Raw genomic sequence first — 21,768 nt, 5'->3', positions numbered from 1 at the left:
AATATTTTGTTGCAAACGATAATACCTATCATTACCATTCGCAATTACTAAATCAGGAATACCACTGTCCGCCAGGGAAAACACGGACCAACCTGCACTCTGGAAGTAACGCGTGAGCCGATACTAATAATTATCAAGGCGTGGCTACAAATGTACAAATCGACTCAATCAGCAGCATGGCGTAAGAAAAGCCTGCTGGCGACTTCTCTGCTCGCAGCAATCGCGCAGAATGCCGCTATCGCGGCCGTGACCCAAGATAACACGACGGATAGCGCGGAACAGATGGTGGTGACCGCCCCGGCCCCACAGCTGAAAGCCGGCAACGAGCACTCGGTGAGCGCGCAGGAACTGCAGGACAAAGGCGCCAACGACTTCGGCTCAATCATGCGTTATGAACCCCTCATCAGCGCCACCGGCGCCAGCGGCGGTTCCGGCAACGGTAAAAGCGGTTTCGATCGCGGCGGCTATACCGGCTACAACATCCGCGGCCTCGAAAGCAACCGCGTCGGCATCGATGTTGACGGCATTGCCCAGCCAAACGCCACCGGCCGCGGCTACGTTGGCCGTTCCGGCCTCAACACCTTTGGCATTGGCCGCGATTATATCGACCCCTATATGTACGGCAGCGTGGATATTCAGTCGGGCGCCACCTCAACCGAGACCGCTAACAGCTCAATCGGCGGCAACGTCTCCTTCCGCCCGAAATCAGCGGATGACTATCTGCGCCCGGGCAAAACCAGCGCCTTTGGCTACCAGAGCGGCTACGACTCTTCCGACCGCAGCTGGCATAACGGCGTCACCGTCGCCGGCGGCGATGAAACGCTGCGCGGCATTTTCGTCTACAGCCGCCGCGATGGCCAGGAAACCGAGAACAACAGCGGCAGCGTCGACGCTTACCCGGCAAACTGGCACTCTGACGCGTTTATGGCCTCCGGCATCTGGCAGCCGAACGATGAACATAAGTTCACCAGCACCTTCGACTACTATCACAAGACCAACCACAGCCACTTCGACTCATGGGACTCCAGCGGTAACAGCGTGATCGGTACCGCCAACCAAACCAACCAGACGCGGCGCTGGGGGTTGAGCCTGAAAGACGACTGGACGCCGATGAACGATTACATCGACAGCGTCTCGACCAAGGTTTACTACCAGCATACCGAGGCTCACGACTGGACCTGGATGCCGGATAGCGTCACCCGCAAAATGCAGACGGTCAATTCCGACTACGATACCGATACCTGGGGCCTGCAGACCGCGCTCGCGAAAAGCATCGGCCGTCACGACCTGAGCGCCGGTTTTAACGCCAGCACGACCAAAACCCAGCGGCCGTTTAGCCAGTCGCCGATCCCCAGCGTCTACAGCGAAATTATGCAGCCGGAAGCAGACAGCCGCAGCTACACCCTCGGCGGCTACTTGCAGGATAAGATCAACTTCGATCTCAATAGCCACAATTTCGCGATTATTCCCGGCGTACGCGTGACGCATCAGTCGACTAAACCGGAAGATCTGTCCGATCTTAGCGCCAACAGCAGCGTGCTCACCGAATCGTCGGTGGCGAATCTGTATGGTAAAAACAGCGATACCCAGGTGCTGCCGTCACTGGCGTTCCAGTACGACATCACGCCGCGGCTGATGACCTATCTACAGTACCAGCGCGGCGCACAATTCCCGAATGCCAGCCAGCTGTATGGTTCGTGGAACCTGGGCTCCAGCTATGCCGGCAGCCAGCAGTACGCGTTAATTGGCAACAACGATCTGAAAACCGAGACCAGCGACAATATCGAATGGGGTATCAAGGGCGAAGTCACCGAAGGCATCACCGTGCGTACCGCGCTGTTCTACAACAGCTATAAGAACTTTATCGCCTATACGCGTTATTCGCGCGCCAACAATCCGGGCAAATTCACTAACGTCCCGTCGAATATTTACACCATTTATCAAGCGGAAAACCGCGATAAAGCCTATATCTACGGCGGCGAGATCAGCACTAAATTTAACTTCGGCACCTGGTTTGAGCAGGTGGATGGCCTGAGCGCCACCCTCGCCTGGGGCTATAGCGAAGGGAAATCGAAATCCAGCTACTACGGCGATAAATACGTCGACCTCGACAGCGTCGCGCCGATGAAAGCGATCGTCGGCGTGGCGTGGGACGATCCGGCTAAGCGCTACGGTACGGCGCTGACCGCCACCTTTGTTAAGGGCAAACAGGCCACCGCCACCAGCCGCGAGAGCTATAACAATACCGGCTCCGCCATCGCCGATTCCAGCACCGAATATATGCGCGTGCCGGGCTACGGCATGCTGGACTGGACCGCTTACTGGCAGGTGGCGAAGAACGTTCGTCTCAACGGCGGGGTTTACAACATTACCGACCGTAAATACTGGGATTACCTGAGCAGCCGCAACATCGAGACCAGTACTAATCAGGATGCCAACGATAAAGCGCTGGCGGTGATGCCCGGAAGGACCTGGCAACTGGGCGTGAATATCGATTTCTGATCGCCCGAATAATAACAAACCTGCACCCCGGCCCGCGGGCCGGGGATATTCATCGTAGAGAAGGATGTGGATTATGCAAAACGCACACGACGATCTGTGGCAGCGCTACCAGGCCACCAAAGCCCGCTCCACCGCCAAATATGCCCGCGACATCGCCGCAGAGATGGGAATTAGCGAAGCCGAATTAACCGCCGCGCGCGTTGGTCACGATGCCGTGCGTCTACACGACGACGTACGGGCGATTATCGCCGCCCTGGAGAGCGTCGGCGAAACCAAATGCATCTGCCGCAACGAATACGCGGTGCACGAACAGGTCGGCGAATTTACCCATCAACACCTGAGCGGCCACGCCGGGCTGGTGCTCAACCCGCGGGCGCTCGACCTGCGCCTGTTCCTCAGCCAGTGGTCGAGCGTGTTCCACCTCAACGATAACGGCCGCCAGAGCATCCAGTTCTTTGACCCGCACGGCGATGCGCTGCTAAAGGTTTACGCCACCGGGCAAACCGATATGGCGGCATGGCAAACGCTGGTAGCCAAATTCAGCGAGACGGCGCCCGGCGCGCTGACGATTCGCCCGGCCGACCGCGTAAAGTACGCCGACTCCGCCGACGCCGCGGCGCTGGAAAACGAGTGGCGCGCGATGACCGATGTGCACCAGTTCTTCGGTTTGCTGCGTAAACACAATCTTTCCCGTCAGCAGGCCTTCCGCCTGGTGAGCGACGATCTGGCCTGCCGCATCGACAATAATGCGCTGCCGGGACTGCTGGAAACGGTGCGCCAGGACGGCAATGAAATCATGATCTTCGTCGGCAACCGCGGCTGCGTGCAGATCTTCACCGGCGCGCTGGAAAAGCTGGCGCCGATGCGCGGCTGGATCAACATCTTCAACAGCGCCTTCACCCTACATCTGCGCGAAGACAGCGTGGATGAAATCTGGGTCACCCGTAAACCGACCTCCGATGGCCACGTGACCAGCGTCGAACTGTTTGCCAAAGACGGTACGCAAATCGCCCAACTGTACGGCCAGCGCAGCGAAGGCCACCCGGAGCAAGAACAGTGGCGCGCGCAGGTGGCGCGTCTGTGTGCGGAAGGGCAGCCGGCATGAAACGTTGGGGAATACTGCTTGCCGCACTGCCGCTGTTCGCCAGCGCGGCCGCCGAACGGGTGATTTCCCTCGGCGGCGACGTTACCGAAATCGTCTACGCGCTGAACGCCGGGCAGCAGCTGGTGGCGAAGGACAGCACCAGCACCTGGCCTGCCGCCGCGCAAAAGCTACCGGACGTCGGCTATCTACGGCAATTAAGCGCCGAGGGGATCCTCTCCTTACGCCCGCAGCTGGTACTGGCCAGCGCGCAGGCGCAGCCGTCGCTGGTGCTGCAGAAAGTGCAGGAAAACCAGGTTAAGGTCGTCAACGTGCCGGGCGGCGATAACCTTGCCGCTATCGATAACAAAATCGCCGTTATCGCCGAAGCGTTAGGTAAAACTCCGGCAGGCGACGTGCTGCGCCAGCAGGTCCGGCAGCAGATAGCCGCCCTTCCCACGCGCCCTATCGCCAAACGGGTACTGTTTATCCTCAGCCACGGCGGGATGAACACCATGGTGGCCGGGCAGCACACCGCCGCCGATGGCGCGATTCGCGCCGCCGGGCTGCAAAATGCGATGCAGGGTTTCGACCATTATCGCGCGATGTCGCAGGAAGGGGTGGCCGCAAGCCAGGCGGATCTGGTGGTGATTTCCGCCGATGGCCTCAAAGGGATGGGCGGCGAAAGCGGGCTATGGAAATTGCCCGGTCTGGCGCAAACGCCGGCAGGCCGCCATAAACAGCTACTGGCGATCGACGATATGGCCCTGCTCGGCTTCGGCCCGCGTACGCCGCAGGCGATCCTCGAACTGCGGCAAAAAGCGGAGCAGTCACCCTGATGCGCCCTGCCCTCGTTCGCCATCTGCTGTTGATGACGCTGCTGCTGGTCGTATTGACGCTCTACGCGACCACCCTCGGCGCAATGCAATTGCCATTGATCAACCTGCTACCCTCCGGCGATGAAATCCTGCGCCATATCTGGCTGACGATCCGTCTGCCGCGAGTGCTGCTGGCGCTGCTGGTCGGCGCCGCGCTGGCCCTGTCCGGCTGCGTGATGCAGGGGCTGTTTCGCAACCCGCTCGCCGATCCAGGTCTGCTGGGTATCAGCAGCGGCGCGGCGCTGGCGGTGGCCTGCTGGCTGGTGCTGCCGCTCAGCGTGCCGGTGCTGTTAGCCCTGTATATGCCGATGCTGGCGGCGTTTATCGGCAGCCTGGCGGTGATGGTGGTGATTTTTATCCTCAGCCGCGCAGGCGACGGTTCGCTGTCGCGGCTGCTGCTGGTGGGGATCGCCATCAACGCCTTATGCGGGGCGCTGGTCGGCGTGCTGGCGTGGCTAAGCAACGATGCTCAGCTACGCCAGCTGTCGCTGTGGGGGATGGGTAGCCTGGGCCAGGCCGAATGGCCGACGCTGTTGGTGGCGGCCAGCTTGATTATTCCGGCGTCAATAGCGGTGTGGCGGATGGCAACACGACTTAATCTGCTGCAACTCGGCGATGAAGAGGCGCACTATCTCGGCGTTAACGTGCGGGCGCTGCAGCGGCTGCTGTTGCTATGCAGCGCGGTACTGGTCGCCGCGGCGGTAGCGATAAGCGGCGTCATCGGCTTTATCGGCCTGGTGGTGCCGCATCTGATGCGACTGTGGCTGGGGGCGGACCACCGGGGTCTCATCCCCGGCTCGCTGCTGGCGGGCGCGATTCTGCTGCTGATTGCCGATACCCTGGCACGCACCGTCGCCGCGCCGGCGGAGATGCCAGTGGGGCTGCTAACCAGCCTGTTGGGCGCGCCGTGGTTCCTGTGGCTGATATTTCGTCGGGAGAAACCAATCCATGGATAAAGACTATCGGGCGCAAGGTCTGTCGCTGCGGCTCGGCCAACGACAGGTGATTGACCAGGTTTCGCTGACGCTGCGCGGCGGCGAGATGACCGCGCTGATCGGCCCGAACGGCGCGGGCAAATCCACCCTGCTGCGGCTGCTAACCGGCTTCCTTACCCCGGACAGCGGCGAGCGCATAATGGACGGCAAAACGCTGGAGCGCTGGTCGCCGCAGGCGCTCTCGCGCCGCCGGGCGGTGATGTTGCAGCGCACTCCACTCCAGGCCGACTGGACGGTGGAAACGGTTATCGCCATGGGGCGCTCGCCGTGGGAAGCGACCGCCAGTCCGCAGACTCTGCGCGATGTTATGGCGGAAACCGGCTGCGATCATTTGCGCGGCAGGCGCTATCCGTCGCTTTCCGGCGGCGAGCAGCAGCGGGTACAGCTGGCCCGCTGTCTCGCTCAGCTGTGGCAAAACGGCGCGCCGCAGGGATGGCTGTTTCTGGATGAACCCACCTCGGCGCTGGATCTCTATTACCAGCAGCATCTGTTACGCCTGCTCAAGCGGCTGACCGCTTCCGGCCAGCTACATGTCTGCGTGGTGCTACACGATCTCAACCTCGCCGCCCTGTGGGCCGACCAGATTCTGCTGCTGCACCAGGGACAGGTGGTCGCGCAGGGCACGCCGCGTCAGGTTATCCAGCAGGAAATCATTAGCCGCTGGTACGGCGCGGACGTGCGCCTCGGCCAGCACCCGGAAAAAGCGATTCCACAGGTTTATCTGGCGCCCTGAACGTCACGCGCGGCCAGCTTAGCGATGGCCGCGCGTTTGCATTTGATTAACCAACTGATATTAGCAATATTGTTAAGTTACTCGCTGGAAGTTATGCTTTTATTTCTTACTGATGACGTTCCCTATGAAGAAGCACTCAAAATCGTACTACTCGATGTAAATGATGGCGTGAAAGAAATATTGACGCTGGGTGGCGCGTACCTGACAGATTCGTTCACTGACCTGAAAATACATTCAAATTCAGTCGAGTTCAGCTTTATTGGCGATACGACATGGCGGGTTGAAATACCCTTAAGGCCCTTCATTCAGCTCCCATTCACCGGCGACCCGCGCGGCGTTTCACGTCCTCTGATGTTAAAACATTATATTAAAATCTGCGCTCACCCTGCACCTGCACGCTTCGATGGCAGCCGCTAATATTGTAAGTATCCCGGCAAACGAACCAATCTTCCAAAATGGGTAGAGGGGGCTGGTATTGAACACAAGAGTAAACAGACTAGAGTTCTGGCTAAATAGCTGTGTGAAATAGTACTCCACTTTTAACCAGCTTTTATGAAACAAGAGTTCTATCCATACCCTATCTGGTGAATTAATGTTGGCCCAGCATCAAGATCCCATTGTATTCAAATAGAAACATCAGCATCTGCAGGCGGACGTTTGTTGGGAGGATTACCGGGAGCGCTTTTGCTATACCGTTATTTCAATAATTCACGGGAGTTCAGAGATGCGATATCGGTATTCTTCAAACAGATACTACCGGATATAGCAGGATCTCTTACATATCGAATTAACGATCACTTTCAGGTGCTTAAATCTGCGCCTTGAGGTTTATTGAGTATAATTGTATAGTGGTTGCGCATTTGACTGTAAGGGATTTATTTCAAATGAACGTAATCGACAGTAGACTTATAATCTTCTCAACCCAAAAAAAATTCAATGACAGAAATGCCGATGATATGCAAAGCGGCGATATTGATGTTGACACACTAAAAAAGCATTATCATCTTGGGCAAGTATCAAATTTCATCGACTGGACAACTTTTGGTCCTTCCTATAAACACCCCTATCTGAATTCAATACAGCCCGTAAGCAGAGAAAAAGCCATTGCAATGCTATATGATGAGTTAAGATCGCAGTCGTATGTATTTTCTTTTCAGGGACCATACCAGGGTTTAATCAAAGATCTTTTCAATCATATGCAACGAAATAATGGAAGAGATTATCAAAATCCAGCAATGAATACTGCGTACAGAAATTTAATCCTGGCTGATAACTTCCCGAACAGCGCCAGAGCCATAATAAAAAGAGGCATCGAACAGTTTGATTTTAGCAAATCGAAACTGACCAAAGAAAATTTCACCAATGATCTATATAAAAGTCATTTACCCAAATACACAAGATGGAAAGACTGGGTTAATGGAATGGGTATTACCGTTCATGATGTAAACAGTACAGAGATTTCCATTGAGAGCCTCACTCTCGAAGGAAAAAAATACACTGCGGTTGTTAAATACAGGGCACAGGATCATTTTGGATTAGACAGAGAAGATATAATGAAAGCTAAATTCAATTCGATTGCCTTTTTTAGGATATGGTTTGTTCTGCAGCGTGCAAAGCATTTGGCTCAAAAGCCATTCTTCACTAATTTTGAAGCCACAATAACACTGACAGGAGAAACCAATGTTCAAATATAAAAAAACCGTAACGACTGTAATTGTTTTAATCGTTGCATATTGCATATGGCTGGCTGTCAGACCAACAAAAATTGTCAGAGTCGATAATAGTGCTGTTTTTGTAGAACACTTACCAATGACAACAGAAGGAAAACTAAAATGGTGGTTGAAAAACAAAGAGCTATTGCAGGAAAAATATCACATCATTAATAAACCGTATAACTTCACGGTTACCATCATGAGCTTTGATGGTTATGACGAATTACCTAAAGGAACAATGGACGGTTCTATCGATGATTATACCTGCTTTGATGATACTAATGGAAAGCATGAAAAATGTGTTTATAACAATATAGCTATAATTGTCAGAGGTCAACTTAAAGGAAAACAGTTCATAAACATTGACGGTAAAACATATATCCAGAAAGATGATGGGAAAATTGAATTACAATGAATATTGCTTTCCACACCTAACCATATATATTAAAATGAAACAATGAGAGTCTACTGTATTTCGAAGCATCGCCCAAAAATTGTTTAATCGTGCATTGTGGAGCGGTTGTGTTTAAGTATATAAATTGAAAAAAACAATCTATATACTCATAAAAGATTAATTAGGCACTGATACGAAGGTCGCAGGGCACGCCGCATCAGGTTATCCAGCAGGAAATCATTAGCCGCTGGTACGGCGCGGACGTGCGCCTCGGCCAGCACCCGGAAAAAGCGATTCCGCAGGTTTATCTGGCGCCCTGAACATCACGCGCGGCCAGCTTAGCGATGGCCGCGCGTCTGAGAAGTGGAATCAGGATCGCTGCGTCCACTTCGTCACTTTCCCTCAAATGCCTATCTCCGTTATCATGTCTTCCTCATGCGATAACGACGACAATAATAAAATCGCACTCCATTAAAAATCAGGGACCTGGATAACACCCTATGAGCACAATCGACAATTTAGACGCCCATACCCCCATGATGCAGCAGTACCTGAAGCTGAAGGCTCAGCATCCGGAGATCCTGCTGTTTTACCGGATGGGCGACTTTTACGAGCTGTTTTATGACGACGCCAAACGCGCCTCGCAGCTGCTCGATATCTCGCTGACCAAACGCGGCGCTTCCGCGGGCGAACCGATTCCCATGGCCGGCATCCCCCATCACGCGGTGGAAAACTATCTTGCTAAACTGGTGAATCAGGGCGAGTCGGTTGCGATTTGCGAACAGATTGGCGATCCGGCCACCACCAAAGGGCCGGTAGAACGCAAAGTGGTACGCATCGTTACGCCGGGCACCATCAGCGATGAAGCGCTGCTGCAGGAGCGCCAGGATAACCTGCTGGCCGCCATCTGGCAGGACAGTAAAGGCTTCGGCTACGCGACGCTGGATATCAGCTCCGGTCGCTTTCGCCTGAGCGAACCGGCCGACCGCGAGACCATGGCGGCGGAATTACAACGTACCAATCCGGCGGAACTGCTGTATGCGGAAGATTTTGCCGAATCTTCCCTGATTGAAGGCCGCCGCGGCCTGCGCCGTCGCCCGCTATGGGAGTTCGAAATCGACACCGCACGCCAGCAGCTCAACCTGCAGTTCGGCACCCGCGATCTGGTGGGCTTCGGCGTCGAAAACGCCCCGCGCGGGCTGTGCGCCGCCGGCTGCCTGTTGCAGTACGTCAAAGATACCCAGCGCACCTCGCTGCCGCACATTCGTTCCATCACCATGGAACGCCAGCAGGACAGCATCATTATGGATGCCGCCACCCGTCGCAATCTGGAGATCACCCAGAATCTCGCCGGCGGCGTTGATAACACCCTTGCCTCGGTACTCGACTGCACGGTCACGCCGATGGGCAGCCGCATGCTCAAACGCTGGCTGCATATGCCGGTACGCGATACCGCGGTGCTGGTTGAACGCCAACAAACGATTGGCGCCTTACAGGAACGCTATACCGAGCTGCAGCCGGTGCTGCGTCAGGTCGGCGACCTTGAGCGTATTCTGGCGCGTCTGGCGCTGCGTACCGCCCGCCCGCGCGATTTAGCCCGTATGCGCCATGCCTTCCAGCAGCTGCCGCTGCTGCGCGAGCTGCTGGCCGACGTTGACTGTCAGCCAGTGCAACAGCTGCGCGAGAAAATGGGCGAGTTCGCCGAGCTACGCGAATTGCTGGAACGCGCGATCATCGACGCGCCGCCGGTACTGGTGCGTGACGGCGGCGTTATCGCTCCGGGTTATAATGAAGAGCTGGATGAGTGGCGGGCGCTGGCCGATGGCGCGACCGATTATCTCGACAGACTGGAAATCCGCGAACGCGAGCGGCTTGGCCTTGATACCCTGAAGGTCGGCTACAATGCCGTTCACGGTTACTACATCCAGATCAGCCGCGGCCAGAGCCAGCATGCGCCGATCCACTACGTGCGCCGCCAGACGCTGAAAAACGCCGAGCGCTACATTATTCCGGAACTCAAGGAATACGAAGATAAGGTCCTGACTTCAAAAGGCAAGGCGCTGGCGCTGGAAAAACAGCTCTATGACGACCTGTTCGAAAAACTGCTGCCGCATCTGGCCGACTTACAAACCAGCGCCAGCGCGCTGGCCGAGCTGGACGTACTGGTGAACCTCGCGGAACGTGCGGAAACCCTGAACTACTGCTGCCCGACCTTTATCGATAAACCTGGTATTCGCATTACCGAAGGCCGTCACCCGGTGGTGGAGCAGGTACTGAAAGAGCCATTTATCGCCAACCCGCTGCAGCTGGCGCCGCAGCGCCGCATGCTGATCATCACCGGGCCCAACATGGGCGGTAAAAGTACCTATATGCGCCAGACCGCGCTGATTGCGCTGCTGGCCTATATCGGCAGCTACGTGCCGGCGCAGAAGGTAGAAATTGGCCCGATCGACCGCATCTTTACCCGCGTCGGCGCGGCGGATGACCTGGCGAGCGGCCGTTCCACCTTCATGGTGGAGATGACCGAAACCGCCAATATTCTGCACAACGCCACCGAACACAGCCTGGTGCTGATGGACGAGATTGGTCGCGGCACGTCCACCTACGATGGTCTGTCGCTGGCGTGGGCCTGCGCGGAGAATCTGGCGAATAAGATCAAAGCGTTGACCCTGTTCGCCACCCACTACTTCGAGCTCACCCAGTTGCCGGAGAAAATGGAAGGCGTGGCTAACGTGCACCTCGATGCCCTGGAGCACGGCGATACCATCGCCTTTATGCACAGCGTGCAGGACGGCGCGGCCAGCAAGAGCTATGGCCTGGCGGTCGCCGCGCTGGCGGGAGTGCCGAAAGAGGTGATCAAGCGCGCGCGGCAGAAACTGCGCGAGCTGGAGAGCATTTCGCCAAATGCCGCCGCCACGCAGGTTGATGGTACGCAGATGTCGCTGCTCTCCGCGCCGGAAGAGACCTCACCGGCGCTGGAAGCGCTGGAGAATCTTGACCCGGATTCACTGAGCCCGCGTCAGGCGCTGGAGTGGATTTACCGCCTGAAAAGCCTGGTGTAGCTCCATTAATGTGAATTCTTGATTTAAGCTTCCATAATTGTGCTAAATATAAAAAAGGCCCGTCTTAGCGGGCCCGTTTTATTAACGTTTATCTTCCGGTAATAGCGGCGGTACGTGCGGTACCTGCGGCGCCTCATCAATATCTTTCTGCGTCATGCGGAACGCTTCCGGATAATGTTCGCGGCTGGTACGACGCAGCGGTTCGGTATTACGCCAGGTATAGAGGCAGTGCTGGCACTGATAAACAATCCATACCCCTTTTACCGGCGACGTCGCCATCACTTCAATCTTTTCATCAGCGCAACGTGGACAAATCATCTTTTTCTCCTTATTTACGGTTGGCCAACATGGCGGTCAGTTTTTCAGCCCAGGCTTTGGTTTCCGGTAAATCCTGCACCGGCTGGCTGTAGTGACCGCGAAGGTCCGGCGCAACCGGAGTGGTGGCGTCGATAATCAATTTGTCGGTGATCCCCGCCGGGCTTGAACCAGGATCGAGCTCCAGTACCGACATGTTCGGCAACTGCACCAGGTCGCCCGCCGGGTTGACCTTCGAGGAGAGCGCCCACATCACCTGCGGCAGGTTGAACGGATCGACATCTTCATCGACCATAATGACCATTTTCACGTAGCCGAGTCCGTGCGGGGTAGTCATCGCGCGTAATCCCACCGCGCGGGCAAAACCACCGTAGCGTTTTTTGGTGGAGATAATCGCCAGCAGGCCATGGGTGTACATGGCGTTGACCGCCTGCACCTCCGGGAACTCCGCCTTCAGCTGCTGGTACAGCGGCACGCAGGTCGCCGGGCCCATCAGATAGTCGATTTCGGTCCACGGCATACCGAGATACAACGATTCAAAAATCGGTTTTGTGCGATAAGAGACTTTATCGATACGCACCACCGTCATATTGCGGCCGCCTGAGTAGTGGCCAGTGAACTCGCCGAACGGCCCTTCGATTTCACGCTTGCGCCCTTCAATCACCCCTTCAAGGATCACTTCCGAGCCCCACGGTACGTCAAAGCCGGTCAACGGCGCGGTGGCGATCGGATACGGGCTTTCGCGCAGCGCGCCCGCCATCTCATATTCTGACTGGTCATATTTCAGCGGCGTCGCGCCCATCAGGGTGATAATCGGGTCGTTACCCAGGGTGATGGCAATGGGCAGATCCTCACCGCGCTCTTCCGCTTTATGCAGATGCAGCGCAATATCGTGCATCGGTACCGGCTGCAGGCCCAGCTTGCGCTTGCCTTTCACTTCCATCCGGTAAATACCGACGTTCTGTTTACCGAAGTTGTCCGGGTCAAGCGGATCGCGAGAAACCACACAGGCTTTGTCGAGATAGAAACCACCGTCGCCATCGTTCAGGCGGAACAGCGGCAGAATATCGAACAGGTTGATATCGTCGCCATCAACGGTGTTTTCCGCCCACGCTGGATTAGCGCGACGCTCCGGTGTTATCGGGAATTTATCCCAGCGGCGAATAAATTCATCAATCTGTTTTTTCACCGGCGTGTTTGGCGGCAGCCCCAGCGAAATCGCGTGGTTTTGCCAGGAACCGATGGTGTTCATGGCGACACGGGCATCGGTAAAGCCGCGAATGTTATCGAACCATAGCGCTGGCGCGCCGTCACCGATGCGCCCTGTGGCGTTAGCGGCAGCGGCGAGATCCGGCTCGGCATTCACCTCTTCGCTAATTTTTAGCAGTTGCCCCTGCTCATCAAGCGCCTGCAAAAAGCTGCGTAAATCATCAAAAGCCATGATTAATTCTCCTGTGATAAATTCTCGACCGCGCGCAGGCCGTTCCAGCGGCGCGCTTTGTGATATTCGAGACCAAACTGATCCAGCACCCGGGTCACGATATGGTTGGTGATATCCTCGACCGTTTCCGGATGGTTGTAGTAGGCAGGCATCGGCGGCACCATCGCCACGCCCATGCGCGACAGCGCCAGCATGTTCTCCAGATGAATGGTGCTCAGCGGCATTTCTCGCGGCACCAGAACCAGCTTGCGCCCCTCTTTCAGCACGACGTCCGCCGCGCGGCCGACTAACCCTTCCGCATAGCCAGCGCGGATACCCGCCAGCGTTTTCATGCTGCAGGGGATAACAATCATGCCGTCGGTACGAAACGATCCTGATGAGATGGTCGCGGCCTGATCCGCCGGGCTATGGCAGAAATCCGCCAGCGCGGCGACTTCACGAGCGCTATAGGGCGTTTCCAGCTCAATGGTGGTTTTTGCCCATTTCGACATCACCAGGTGCGTTTCCACATCCGGCATTTCGTTCAGCGCTTGCAACAGCGCGACGCCCAACGGCGCGCCGGTCGCCCCGGTCATCCCAATAATCAGTTTCATTCACTACCTCACACATTGTTCGTATACGAACCTTTGTATTAAAACTACGCTCATTTTTACGGGATCTCAATATCGTTCGCATACGATCCGCATCAATAATCAAAAAAATGAGATGTGAAAAGAAGCCGTAAATGCGGCTATCATAAAGGTGATATTTTTGTGACGGAGTGTTCATGGAGTTACGTAACGAAGCGTTCCACCTTCTGCGCCAGCTTTTTCAACAGCATACCGCGCGCTGGCAACATGAATTACCGGAACTGACCAAGCCGCAATATGCAGTGATGCGCTCGGTAGCCGAACATCCTGGAATCGAGCAGGTGACGCTTATCGAAGCGGCCGTCAGCACGAAAGCGACGCTGGCGGAGATGCTAAGCCGGATGGAAAAACGCGGGCTGGTGCGCCGCGAACACGATCCGACCGATAAACGTCGCCGTTTTGTCTATCTGACGGATGAGGGGCAGGCGCTGCTCGCAAATTCCATGCCGCAGGGCAACCGTGTCGATGAAGAGTTTTTGAGCCGCCTTAACGAAGAGGAGCGCGCGCAGTTTTCCAGGCTGGTCCTGAAAATGATGGAAAATAAAAACGCGGATTAAGCGGTTCGTTCACGCAGAAAATCGATAAATGCCCGGACCTTGGTTGGCACATGCTGCGCGTCCGGGTAGACGGCGAATACACCCTGGGAGGGAAAAATATACTCCGGCAATACCCGCACCAGCTCCTGCCGCGCGATGGCTTCGGCCACCAGCCACTCCGGGAGTAGCGCCACCCCGCTTCCCGCCAGCGCAAAGCCCATTAACGCTTGTGCGCTATCGGCTGAGATCCGCGGCGGTTGCGTAATTTCAAAAGCGATCGATTGCCCTTCGGCGGTCAGGAGCTGCCAGCGTAGCGGCGTCGCCAGGCGCTCGTTAACAATCCACGCCGCCTGCGCCAGGTCGGCAAGCGTGCGCAGCGGATGTTTATCCAGCCATCCCAGTGAGGCCACGGGCACGATGGCGAAACGCGAAATACGAGCCGCGTGATAGCGCGAATCGGCCAGGGTTCCGAGACGTATCGCGACATCAAACCGTTCCGAGATCAAATCCGCATGATACGACGATGAGACGTGGCGCACCCGCAACGCCGGATGTCGACGAGCGAATTCCGCCAGCGCCGGGATGATCACCTGCGCGCCATATTCCGGGGTGGTGGTGATCCGCAGTTCGCCGCTTAACCCGGCGTGGCTGGCGCGCACCTCGTCCTGTAAATTCTCCGCGGCTTTCAGCAGTCCGACGCCGCGCTGGTAAAACACCGCCCCGGCTTCGGTGAGCGTTAACCGGCGCGTCGAACGCAGAAGCAACGTCACTCCCAGTTCACTCTCTAGCTGACGAACGTTAAAACTGACCACCGCTTTGGTTTGCCCAAGCGCCGCCGCCGCCGCGGTAAAGCTCCCGGCATCAACAACGGCGACAAACATGGTAACGCGCTGCAGGTTTAGCATTTGAATGACGCTTATTGTCAAAAAATTTTAGACAGTATATCCCTGAAAAGCGCATTTATCCGCCCCTGACGCGCGGTTTACAGTACTCATCTGCAATCGCCTGCTGCTTAACCCGGAGAAAACATGAACCCATGGATCCAAGAAGTTATCGACGCCCACGTAATCATTGAACAATGGCTGGGCCGGAAAGAAGGTAGCGCGCAAGCGCTGATGAGCCGCTTTGCGCAAGAATTTACAATGGTTCCTATCAGCGGCGCTAAGATGGATTACCCGACGGTAAGCGGTTTTTTCCATAGCGCGGGCGGCAGCCGCCCGGGATTAAGCATCGTGGTTGATAATGCGCAGGTATTGAGCGAATGGCAAGACGGCGGCGCGGTGCTGTACCGCGAAAGCCAGACCCTGCCGGAACAAGGCGAGATCGTGCGCTGGTCCACGGCGATATTTCAGCGCATTGAGGGGAAAATCTTCTGGCGTCACCTGCAGGAAACCCGCATCGGTTAATACAAAGGAAAAGGCCCAATCGCAGGATTGGGCCTTTTTGAGAGAAAACGATTTATTCGCGGAATAGCGCTTCGATGTTTAGCCCCTGTCCCTGCAGGATCTCCCGCAGGCGGCGCAGGCCTTCAACCTGAATCTGACGCACGCGTTCGCGGGTCAGGCCGATTTCACGACCCACATCTTCAAGCGTTGCAGATTCATAACCCAGCAGCCCAAAACGACGAGCCAGTACTTCGCGCTGTTTGGCGTTCAGTTCGAACAACCATTTGACGATGCTTTGTTTCATATCATCGTCCTGCGTGGTGTCTTCCGGGCCGTTGTCTTTTTCATCGGCCAGAATATCCAGCAGCGCTTTTTCTGAGTCACCGCCCAGCGGGGTATCCACTGAGGTAATGCGCTCGTTCAGACGCAGCATACGACTAACGTCATCAACCGGTTTATCCAGCTGTTCGGCTATCTCTTCAGCGCTTGGCTCGTGGTCCAGCTTATGCGACAACTCGCGCGCGGTACGCAGATAAACGTTCAGCTCTTTCACAATATGGATAGGCAAACGAATGGTACGGGTTTGGTTCATAATCGCCCGTTCAATCGTTTGACGGATCCACCAGGTAGCGTAGGTTGAAAAACGGAACCCACGTTCCGGGTCAAACTTCTCAACTGCGCGGATCAGGCCGAGGTTACCTTCTTCAATCAGATCCAGCAGCGCCAGACCACGATTGCTGTAACGACGAGCGATCTTCACCACCAGACGCAGGTTACTTTCAATCATGCGACGGCGTGAAGCAACATCTCCACGTAGTGCGCGACGGGCGAAATAGACTTCTTCTTCGGCCGTCAGCAGCGGGGAATAACCAATCTCACCAAGATACAACTGTGTCGCATCGAGAACGCGCTGGGTGGCGCCTTGCGACAGCAGCTCTTCCTCAGCCAGATCGCTATCACTGGGTTCCTCTTCTACTAAGGCTTTCTCGTCGAAAACCTCCATTCCGTTCTCATCAAATTCCGCGTCTTCATTTAAATCATGAACTTTCAGCGTATTCTGACTCATAAAGGTGGCTCCTACCCGTGATCCCTGAGCAAAGCACCTTCCGCGACCCATCACTAAACGACGCCGGAGTTATCCTCTTTATGCCTCCACTGAAGGAGGCATATCGCGACCGCCCTGGCGCCTTTCATGGTGTTACGCTTATCCGTACTTTGCCAAATTATCGCTGCGGTAAGTACTGCAGCGGGTTGACGGATTTCCCCTTGTAACGAATTTCAAAATGTAATCTTGTTGAGCTGGTTCCGGTGCTACCCATGGTAGCGATTTTCTGCCCCGCTTTGACTTCCTGTTGCTCCCGAACCAGCATGGTATCGTTATGAGCGTAGGCACTCAGGTAATCATCGTTGTGTTTGATGATAATAAGATTACCGTAACCGCGCAGTGCGTTACCGGCATAGACGACGCGCCCATCGGCGGTCGCGACAATAGCCTGTCCTTTACTGCCTGCAATGTCGATACCTTTATTGCCGCCTTCCGCGCCGCTAAAGTTCTCGATAACCTTGCCATCAGTCGGCCAGCGCCATGATGAGATCGGCGAACTGGTAGACGTACTGCTTGCAGTCGGTTGGGTTGTGCTAACGGTTGATGGCGCCGTAACCGGAGCGACCGTCGTCGTGGTCGTTGCTGGTTTATTATTCGGCAACATCTTAGTAGCACTCTGTTCACCTGAAGATTCAGAATACGTAATAGTCGGTTGTGACGCAACCACTGCGGTGGATTTTTGTGCAGAAGTTGTGGTGGCCGTCGCACCGCCGCTTGCCTGCGCGCTAGCCTGAGATACCGGATTTTCGCCGGTGATCGGCTGGCCTGCGGAGTTGCCGACCTGCAGCACCTGACCCACGTTCAGCGCGTACGGCGCCGGGACATTGTTGCGTTCCGCAAGGTCGCGGAAATCGTTGCCGGTGACCCACGCGATATAGAACAGGGTATCGCCGCGCTTAACGGTATAGGTACTACCGCCGGTATAGCTACCTTTCGGAATATCGCCATATTTACGGTTGTAAACAATCTTACCGTTCACCGTCTGCACCGGCTGCTGTGCCATCGGCTGAACCTGGGTCGGCTGAGTCTGAATTGGCTGGGTCTGCATCGGTTGAATCGGCTGAGCCGGAGGAACTTGCTGCCCGCCGGAAGATGGCGGTGTAATCAGCATCCCGGAATTGGTGCTGGAGGACGCAGCGCCGCTTGCCGAATTCACCGGCGCAGGCGGATTATTGGTATTTGTACACCCGGCCAGCCAGAGTGAAACCAGTGACAACGCCGCAATACGGCTTACGGTAAATTTTGGGCTTCCCGCGCTCATTTATCCCCCAGGAATATGTTAACTGCCAATATCTTGCTTACCGGGCAGCGCCCGGCCAGGACACTGAAAAATGTGTCCACCCTACGCCTAAACTTAGGCAAAAAAAACCTGGAATAATCCGGGTTCAGGCCAGCTCCCCTCTGACGAGCGGAACAAAGCGAACGGCTTCAACGGTATCGATGAAAAACTCGCCGCCGCGGCGACGGATCCGCTTCAGATACTGATGTTCTTCACCGACCGGCAAAACCAGCACGCCGCCTTCATCAAGCTGCGCCATCAGCGCGGCCGGAATTTCCGGCGGCGCGGCGGTGACGATAATCGCGTCAAAAGGCGCGCGAGCCTGCCAACCCTGCCATCCATCGCCATGACGGGTTGAAACATTATGTAAATCAAGTTGTTTAAGACGCCGACGCGCCTGCCACTGCAGGCTCTTAATCCGCTCGACCGAGCAGACGTGGTGCACGAGGTGCGCCAGGATCGCCGTCTGATAGCCGGAGCCGGTGCCGATTTCCAGCACCCTTGAGTCCGGCGTCAATTCCAGAAGCTCCGTCATCCGCGCCACCATATAGGGCTGCGAGATAGTTTGCCCCTGGCCAATCGGCAGCGCGGTGTTTTCCCACGCCTTATGTTCAAAAGCTTCATCAACGAATTTTTCGCGCGGAACCTGCGCGATTGCCTCGAGGACTCGCTCATCGACGATGCCCTGAGTGCGTAGCTGATTCAACAAACTTTCAACACGTTTACTTACCATTGCGTATCAACCCCGACGCGTTCTAACCAATCGGTCACCACCTCATGTGCCTGATGAGCGGTTAAATCGACATGCAATGGCGTTACGGAAACATAGCCTTCATCCACCGCCGCAAAATCGGTCCCCGGCCCGGCATCGCGCTTATCACCCGGCGGGCCGATCCAGTACAGCGTATTACCGCGCGGATCTTTTTGCGGAATGACCTGGTCGGCCGGATGGCGGTTGCCGCAACGGGTAACGCGAATACCTTTGATTTGCTCGAGGGGAAGATCCGGCACGTTGATGTTGAGGATCCGCCCGGTACGCAGCGGCTCGCGGCTTAACGCGCGCAGAATGGTGCACGTCACTGCCGCCGCGGTGTCGTAATGTTGATAGCCGTTCAGCGAAACGGCAAGGGCGGGAAAACCAAGATGGCGGCCTTCCATCGCGGCCGCGACGGTGCCGGAATAAATGACATCATCGCCAAGATTAGGGCCCGCGTTGATTCCTGAGACCACGATATCCGGACGCGGACGCATCAGCGCGTTAACGCTGAGATACACGCAGTCGGTCGGCGTGCCCATCTGGACGGCGATATCGCCATTTTCAAAGGTGAACGTGCGTAGAGAAGATTCCAGCGTGAGCGAGTTTGAGGCGCCGCTGCGATTACGATCGGGTGCAACAACCTGGACCTCGGCAAATTCGCGTAAGGCCTTCGCCAGGGTTTGGATCCCCGGCGCGTGGATACCGTCATCGTTACTCAGCAATATTCGCATAGTCACCCGTTGTATTGATAAGTTCCCTTACCACGCTGGTGGCAAAACTTCCCGCTGGCAGCCAGAAGCGCAGTTCAACAGTGACATCATCCCACCAGTTCCAGCACAATTGCTGCGGATACAGCAGCATCGCCCGGCGCGCGGCTTCAACTTTTTCGCGCGCCAGCAGCGCCTGTAGCGACGTTTCTTCGGCTATCGCGGCTTGCTCGGCGGCCAGCGCGTCGCGTTGGCTGCCCCAGTCGCCGCTGCCCGGCAGCGCAGCGGTAATCATCAGCTCGCGGTTATCGACCCGCGCCTGTAATTCCGCCAACTCTTCGGTGGTTGCCACAAACCAGCTTCCGCGCCCCGCTAATTGTAGCGCATCGCCATCAACAACCTGATTAAATTCCGTTTTTTTTAATCTAATTGCAACTTGCTGATTAAACAACGCGCTGCGTGCCGCCGACAACCAAAAACTGCGTTTATTGCGATCGCGCACCGGCTCGCCGCTCTCGGCCCAGCGCAATGCGCCCTGCAGGTTGCTACCGCCGATACCAAAGCGCTGCGCGCCGAAGTAGTTCGGCACGCCGCCGGCGGCAATCGCCTGCAAACGCTTTTCGACATCGTCGCGATCGCTGATTTCCCGCAGGATCAGCGTGAACTGGTTGCCCTTCAGCGCGCCTAAACGCAGCTTACGCTTATGGCGGGCATACTCCAGCACCTGGCAGCCTTCGAGCTGAAATTTGCTCAGATCCGGCATCTCTTTGCCCGGCACGCGGGCGCACAGCCACTGTTCGGTGACAGCGTGCTTATCCTTTTGCCCGGCAAAGCTCACTTCGCGCGCATGGATTTTAAGGAATTTCGCCAGCGCGTCGGCAACGAAACGGGTGTTGCAGCCATTTTTCAGAATCCGCACCAGCACATGTTCGCCTTCGCCATCGGGGGCGAAACCGAGGTCTTCGACCACCAGAAAGTCTTCCGGATTGGCCTTCAGCCGCCCCTGGCTGAGCGGCTTGCCGTGCAGGTATGTTAAGTCATCAAAGGCGATCATTGCGTAACCTTACGCAGCAGCGCCACCGCTTCACAGGCGATGCCTTCGCCACGGCCGGTGAAGCCAAGCTTCTCGGTGGTGGTCGCTTTCACATTGACGTCGTCCATATGGCAACCGAGATCTTCGGCGATAAATACGCGCATCTGCGGGATATGCGGCAGCATTTTTGGCGCCTGGGCAATGATGGTGACGTCAACGTTGCCAAGGGTATATCCCTTCGCCTGAATCCGCCGCCACGCTTCACGCAGCAGCTCGCGGCTATCCGCGCCTTTAAAGGCCGGATCGGTATCCGGGAACAGTTTGCCGATATCGCCCAGCGCCGCGGCGCCCAGCAGCGCGTCGGTCAGCGCATGCAGCGCGACGTCGCCATCGGAATGGGCGAGCAGCCCTTTCTCATAAGGAATACGTACCCCGCCAATAATAATTGGCCCTTCACCGCCAAAAGCGTGTACGTCAAAACCGTGTCCAATTCGCATTAAGCCTTCTCCTGGTGTCGGGAACGGGTAAGGTAAAATTCGGCCAGCGCCAGATCTTCCGGGCGCGTTACTTTAATATTATCAGCTCGTCCGGCGACCAACTCGGGATGGAAGCCACAGTACTCCAGCGCCGACGCTTCATCGGTGATGGTCGCGCCTTCATCCAGCGCGCGCGTCAGGCAGTCAAATAGCAGTTCTCGAGGGAAAAATTGCGGCGTCAGCGCATGCCATAAATCATTGCGTTCGACGGTATGGGCGATCGCGGTTTTGCCCGGTTCGGCACGCTTCATGGTATCGCGCACCGGCGCCGCCAGTATGCCGCCGACGCGGCTGGTCGCGCTTAGCGCCAGCAGCCGCGAGAGATCATCCTGATGCAGGCACGGACGCGCGGCATCATGAACCAGCACCCATTGCGCATCCGCTAAGGCTTTCAGCCCCGCCAGAACCGAATCGGCGCGCTCAGCGCCGCCGTCAACGACGGTGACCTGCGGATGGTGGGCTAAGGGAAGTTGACTAAAGCGGATGTCGCCAGGGCTGACGGCGATCACCACCCGCTGAACGCGTTCGTTCGCCAGCAGCGCGGCGACCGAATGTTCGAGAATCGTTTTGTTACCGATTGAGAGATATTGTTTCGGGCACTCCGTTTGCATACGGCGGCCAAAACCGGCTGCCGGCACCACGGCGCAAACGCCCGGAAAAGTGGCTGCCATATTGTCATCCTGGGCTT

At 56.4% G+C, this 21,768-nt stretch carries 22 protein-coding genes and 2 pseudogenes; 13 read left to right on the top strand and 11 right to left on the bottom strand.

Features of this window, described 5'->3' with window-relative positions; genetic code table 11:
• The first annotated feature begins 150 nt into the window (after positions 1-150).
• The 11 genes and pseudogenes from ABLV66_RS05425 (at position 151) to mutS (ending at position 11,357) form a co-directional block, all read left to right on the top strand.
• On the top strand, positions 151-2,502 hold the full coding sequence (locus ABLV66_RS05425) for a TonB-dependent receptor domain-containing protein (protein WP_348876974.1): 2,352 nt from the start codon (positions 151-153) through the stop codon (positions 2,500-2,502).
• Positions 2,503-2,575: 73 nt separating this feature from the next.
• The gene (locus ABLV66_RS05420; protein ID WP_348876975.1) at positions 2,576-3,607 is read left to right on the top strand and encodes a hemin-degrading factor; all 1,032 of its coding nucleotides are present in this window, start codon (positions 2,576-2,578) and stop codon (positions 3,605-3,607) included.
• Positions 3,604-4,422, top strand: coding sequence for a heme/hemin ABC transporter substrate-binding protein (locus tag ABLV66_RS05415; protein ID WP_348876976.1), 819 nt, complete (start codon positions 3,604-3,606; stop codon positions 4,420-4,422). Before ABLV66_RS05420 ends, ABLV66_RS05415 begins: the two co-directional genes overlap by 4 nt.
• Complete coding sequence (locus ABLV66_RS05410) at positions 4,422-5,417, top strand: FecCD family ABC transporter permease (RefSeq protein WP_348876977.1); 996 nt, start codon at positions 4,422-4,424, stop codon at positions 5,415-5,417. The genes ABLV66_RS05415 and ABLV66_RS05410 overlap by 1 nt, the downstream gene beginning before the upstream one ends.
• Positions 5,410-6,189: a heme ABC transporter ATP-binding protein gene (locus ABLV66_RS05405; protein WP_348876978.1), complete on the top strand. Its 780-nt coding sequence runs from the start codon at positions 5,410-5,412 to the stop codon at positions 6,187-6,189. Before ABLV66_RS05410 ends, ABLV66_RS05405 begins: the two co-directional genes overlap by 8 nt.
• Before the next feature lie 24 nt (positions 6,190-6,213).
• Entirely contained in the window at positions 6,214-6,606 is a 393-nt protein-coding gene (locus ABLV66_RS05400) for a hypothetical protein (protein ID WP_348876979.1), read from the top strand.
• Between the two features lie 276 nt (positions 6,607-6,882).
• Positions 6,883-7,014 (top strand): annotated as a pseudogene (locus ABLV66_RS05395) (IS630 family transposase); the annotation flags it as partial.
• 59 nt (positions 7,015-7,073) lie between these two features.
• A complete protein-coding gene (locus ABLV66_RS05390) occupies positions 7,074-7,883 on the top strand; it encodes a DUF3289 family protein (protein ID WP_320482825.1) in 810 nt (269 codons plus the stop codon).
• Entirely contained in the window at positions 7,870-8,316 is a 447-nt protein-coding gene (locus ABLV66_RS05385) for a DUF943 family protein (RefSeq protein WP_045395350.1), read from the top strand. Before ABLV66_RS05390 ends, ABLV66_RS05385 begins: the two co-directional genes overlap by 14 nt.
• Before the next feature lie 179 nt (positions 8,317-8,495).
• Positions 8,496-8,615, top strand: a pseudogene (gene hmuV, locus ABLV66_RS05380) (heme ABC transporter ATP-binding protein); the annotation flags it as partial.
• A gap of 180 nt (positions 8,616-8,795) precedes the next feature.
• Entirely contained in the window at positions 8,796-11,357 is a 2,562-nt protein-coding gene (gene mutS, locus ABLV66_RS05375; protein WP_348876980.1) for a DNA mismatch repair protein MutS, read from the top strand.
• 81 nt (positions 11,358-11,438) lie between these two features.
• Here the strand turns inward: mutS and ABLV66_RS05370 are convergent, their stop codons facing one another.
• The 3 genes from ABLV66_RS05370 to ABLV66_RS05360 are packed head-to-tail and all read right to left on the bottom strand — an operon-like array spanning position 11,439 to position 13,706.
• Complete coding sequence (locus ABLV66_RS05370; protein WP_047078988.1) at positions 11,439-11,675, bottom strand: non-oxidative hydroxyarylic acid decarboxylases subunit D; 237 nt, start codon at positions 11,673-11,675, stop codon at positions 11,439-11,441.
• A 10-nt stretch (positions 11,676-11,685) separates the two neighbouring features.
• Complete coding sequence (locus ABLV66_RS05365) at positions 11,686-13,113, bottom strand: non-oxidative hydroxyarylic acid decarboxylases subunit C (RefSeq protein ID WP_285177531.1); 1,428 nt, start codon at positions 13,111-13,113, stop codon at positions 11,686-11,688.
• 2 nt (positions 13,114-13,115) lie between these two features.
• Entirely contained in the window at positions 13,116-13,706 is a 591-nt protein-coding gene (locus ABLV66_RS05360) for a non-oxidative hydroxyarylic acid decarboxylases subunit B (RefSeq protein WP_047041933.1), read from the bottom strand.
• A gap of 173 nt (positions 13,707-13,879) precedes the next feature.
• On the opposite strand from ABLV66_RS05360, the gene ABLV66_RS05355 reads away from it, so the two are divergent.
• A complete protein-coding gene (locus ABLV66_RS05355) occupies positions 13,880-14,299 on the top strand; it encodes a MarR family winged helix-turn-helix transcriptional regulator (protein WP_047044293.1) in 420 nt (139 codons plus the stop codon).
• Here ABLV66_RS05355 and ABLV66_RS05350 read toward each other — a convergent pair.
• Positions 14,296-15,183 (bottom strand): LysR family transcriptional regulator, encoded by an 888-nt coding sequence (locus tag ABLV66_RS05350; RefSeq protein WP_320483163.1) that lies wholly within the window; start codon positions 15,181-15,183, stop codon positions 14,296-14,298. The two genes, ABLV66_RS05355 and ABLV66_RS05350, sit on opposite strands and share 4 nt — an antisense overlap.
• 123 nt (positions 15,184-15,306) lie before the next feature.
• On the opposite strand from ABLV66_RS05350, the gene ABLV66_RS05345 reads away from it, so the two are divergent.
• A complete protein-coding gene (locus ABLV66_RS05345; protein ID WP_047044290.1) occupies positions 15,307-15,684 on the top strand; it encodes a DUF4440 domain-containing protein in 378 nt (125 codons plus the stop codon).
• 52 nt (positions 15,685-15,736) lie between these two features.
• Here ABLV66_RS05345 and rpoS read toward each other — a convergent pair whose 3' ends face one another.
• From rpoS to ispD, 7 genes are all read right to left on the bottom strand, one after another.
• Positions 15,737-16,729, bottom strand: a complete 993-nt coding sequence (gene rpoS, locus ABLV66_RS05340; protein WP_015369990.1) for an RNA polymerase sigma factor RpoS — start codon at positions 16,727-16,729, stop codon at positions 15,737-15,739.
• A gap of 157 nt (positions 16,730-16,886) precedes the next feature.
• Positions 16,887-18,029 carry a murein hydrolase activator NlpD gene (gene nlpD / locus ABLV66_RS05335; RefSeq protein ID WP_047044288.1) on the bottom strand — a complete coding sequence of 381 codons (1,143 nt, stop codon included), beginning with the start codon at positions 18,027-18,029 and terminating at the stop codon, positions 16,887-16,889.
• Between the two features lie 124 nt (positions 18,030-18,153).
• Positions 18,154-18,780, bottom strand: a complete 627-nt coding sequence (locus tag ABLV66_RS05330) for a protein-L-isoaspartate(D-aspartate) O-methyltransferase (protein ID WP_015369988.1) — start codon at positions 18,778-18,780, stop codon at positions 18,154-18,156.
• Positions 18,774-19,535 (bottom strand): 5'/3'-nucleotidase SurE, encoded by a 762-nt coding sequence (gene surE, locus ABLV66_RS05325; RefSeq protein ID WP_348876981.1) that lies wholly within the window; start codon positions 19,533-19,535, stop codon positions 18,774-18,776. Before surE ends, ABLV66_RS05330 begins: the two co-directional genes overlap by 7 nt.
• The gene (truD, locus tag ABLV66_RS05320; RefSeq protein ID WP_047044285.1) at positions 19,516-20,565 is read right to left on the bottom strand and encodes a tRNA pseudouridine(13) synthase TruD; all 1,050 of its coding nucleotides are present in this window, start codon (positions 20,563-20,565) and stop codon (positions 19,516-19,518) included. Before truD ends, surE begins: the two co-directional genes overlap by 20 nt.
• On the bottom strand, positions 20,562-21,041 hold the full coding sequence (gene ispF / locus ABLV66_RS05315; RefSeq protein WP_047044283.1) for a 2-C-methyl-D-erythritol 2,4-cyclodiphosphate synthase: 480 nt from the start codon (positions 21,039-21,041) through the stop codon (positions 20,562-20,564). Before ispF ends, truD begins: the two co-directional genes overlap by 4 nt.
• Positions 21,041-21,751: a 2-C-methyl-D-erythritol 4-phosphate cytidylyltransferase gene (gene ispD / locus ABLV66_RS05310; RefSeq protein ID WP_047039060.1), complete on the bottom strand. Its 711-nt coding sequence runs from the start codon at positions 21,749-21,751 to the stop codon at positions 21,041-21,043. Before ispD ends, ispF begins: the two co-directional genes overlap by 1 nt.
• Between the last annotated feature and the right edge of the window lie 17 nt (positions 21,752-21,768).

The organism is Klebsiella sp. CN_Kp073 (genome assembly GCF_040065495.2).
Classification (GTDB): Bacteria; Pseudomonadota; Gammaproteobacteria; order Enterobacterales; family Enterobacteriaceae; genus Klebsiella; species Klebsiella aerogenes.
Note: the sequence above shows the minus strand (reverse complement) of the source record. Positions and strands in the feature narration are given on the sequence as shown.

What these genes read in the sequence shown, in the direction of transcription:
- ABLV66_RS05425 (WP_348876974.1), top strand. Translation starts at nt 151, where the DNA reads ATGTACAAATCGACTCAATCAGCAGCATGGCGTAAGAAAAGCCTGCTG.
- ABLV66_RS05420 (WP_348876975.1), top strand. Translation starts at nt 2,576, where the DNA reads ATGCAAAACGCACACGACGATCTGTGGCAGCGCTACCAGGCCACCAAA.
- ABLV66_RS05415 (WP_348876976.1), top strand. Translation starts at nt 3,604, where the DNA reads ATGAAACGTTGGGGAATACTGCTTGCCGCACTGCCGCTGTTCGCCAGC.
- ABLV66_RS05410 (WP_348876977.1), top strand. Translation starts at nt 4,422, where the DNA reads ATGCGCCCTGCCCTCGTTCGCCATCTGCTGTTGATGACGCTGCTGCTG.
- ABLV66_RS05405 (WP_348876978.1), top strand. Translation starts at nt 5,410, where the DNA reads ATGGATAAAGACTATCGGGCGCAAGGTCTGTCGCTGCGGCTCGGCCAA.
- ABLV66_RS05400 (WP_348876979.1), top strand. Translation starts at nt 6,214, where the DNA reads ATGGCCGCGCGTTTGCATTTGATTAACCAACTGATATTAGCAATATTG.
- ABLV66_RS05390 (WP_320482825.1), top strand. Translation starts at nt 7,074, where the DNA reads ATGAACGTAATCGACAGTAGACTTATAATCTTCTCAACCCAAAAAAAA.
- ABLV66_RS05385 (WP_045395350.1), top strand. Translation starts at nt 7,870, where the DNA reads ATGTTCAAATATAAAAAAACCGTAACGACTGTAATTGTTTTAATCGTT.
- mutS (WP_348876980.1), top strand. Translation starts at nt 8,796, where the DNA reads ATGAGCACAATCGACAATTTAGACGCCCATACCCCCATGATGCAGCAG.
- ABLV66_RS05370 (WP_047078988.1), bottom strand. Translation starts at nt 11,675, where the DNA reads ATGATTTGTCCACGTTGCGCTGATGAAAAGATTGAAGTGATGGCGACG.
- ABLV66_RS05365 (WP_285177531.1), bottom strand. Translation starts at nt 13,113, where the DNA reads ATGGCTTTTGATGATTTACGCAGCTTTTTGCAGGCGCTTGATGAGCAG.
- ABLV66_RS05360 (WP_047041933.1), bottom strand. Translation starts at nt 13,706, where the DNA reads ATGAAACTGATTATTGGGATGACCGGGGCGACCGGCGCGCCGTTGGGC.
- ABLV66_RS05355 (WP_047044293.1), top strand. Translation starts at nt 13,880, where the DNA reads ATGGAGTTACGTAACGAAGCGTTCCACCTTCTGCGCCAGCTTTTTCAA.
- ABLV66_RS05350 (WP_320483163.1), bottom strand. Translation starts at nt 15,183, where the DNA reads ATGCTAAACCTGCAGCGCGTTACCATGTTTGTCGCCGTTGTTGATGCC.
- ABLV66_RS05345 (WP_047044290.1), top strand. Translation starts at nt 15,307, where the DNA reads ATGAACCCATGGATCCAAGAAGTTATCGACGCCCACGTAATCATTGAA.
- rpoS (WP_015369990.1), bottom strand. Translation starts at nt 16,729, where the DNA reads ATGAGTCAGAATACGCTGAAAGTTCATGATTTAAATGAAGACGCGGAA.
- nlpD (WP_047044288.1), bottom strand. Translation starts at nt 18,029, where the DNA reads ATGAGCGCGGGAAGCCCAAAATTTACCGTAAGCCGTATTGCGGCGTTG.
- ABLV66_RS05330 (WP_015369988.1), bottom strand. Translation starts at nt 18,780, where the DNA reads ATGGTAAGTAAACGTGTTGAAAGTTTGTTGAATCAGCTACGCACTCAG.
- surE (WP_348876981.1), bottom strand. Translation starts at nt 19,535, where the DNA reads ATGCGAATATTGCTGAGTAACGATGACGGTATCCACGCGCCGGGGATC.
- truD (WP_047044285.1), bottom strand. Translation starts at nt 20,565, where the DNA reads ATGATCGCCTTTGATGACTTAACATACCTGCACGGCAAGCCGCTCAGC.
- ispF (WP_047044283.1), bottom strand. Translation starts at nt 21,041, where the DNA reads ATGCGAATTGGACACGGTTTTGACGTACACGCTTTTGGCGGTGAAGGG.
- ispD (WP_047039060.1), bottom strand. Translation starts at nt 21,751, where the DNA reads ATGGCAGCCACTTTTCCGGGCGTTTGCGCCGTGGTGCCGGCAGCCGGT.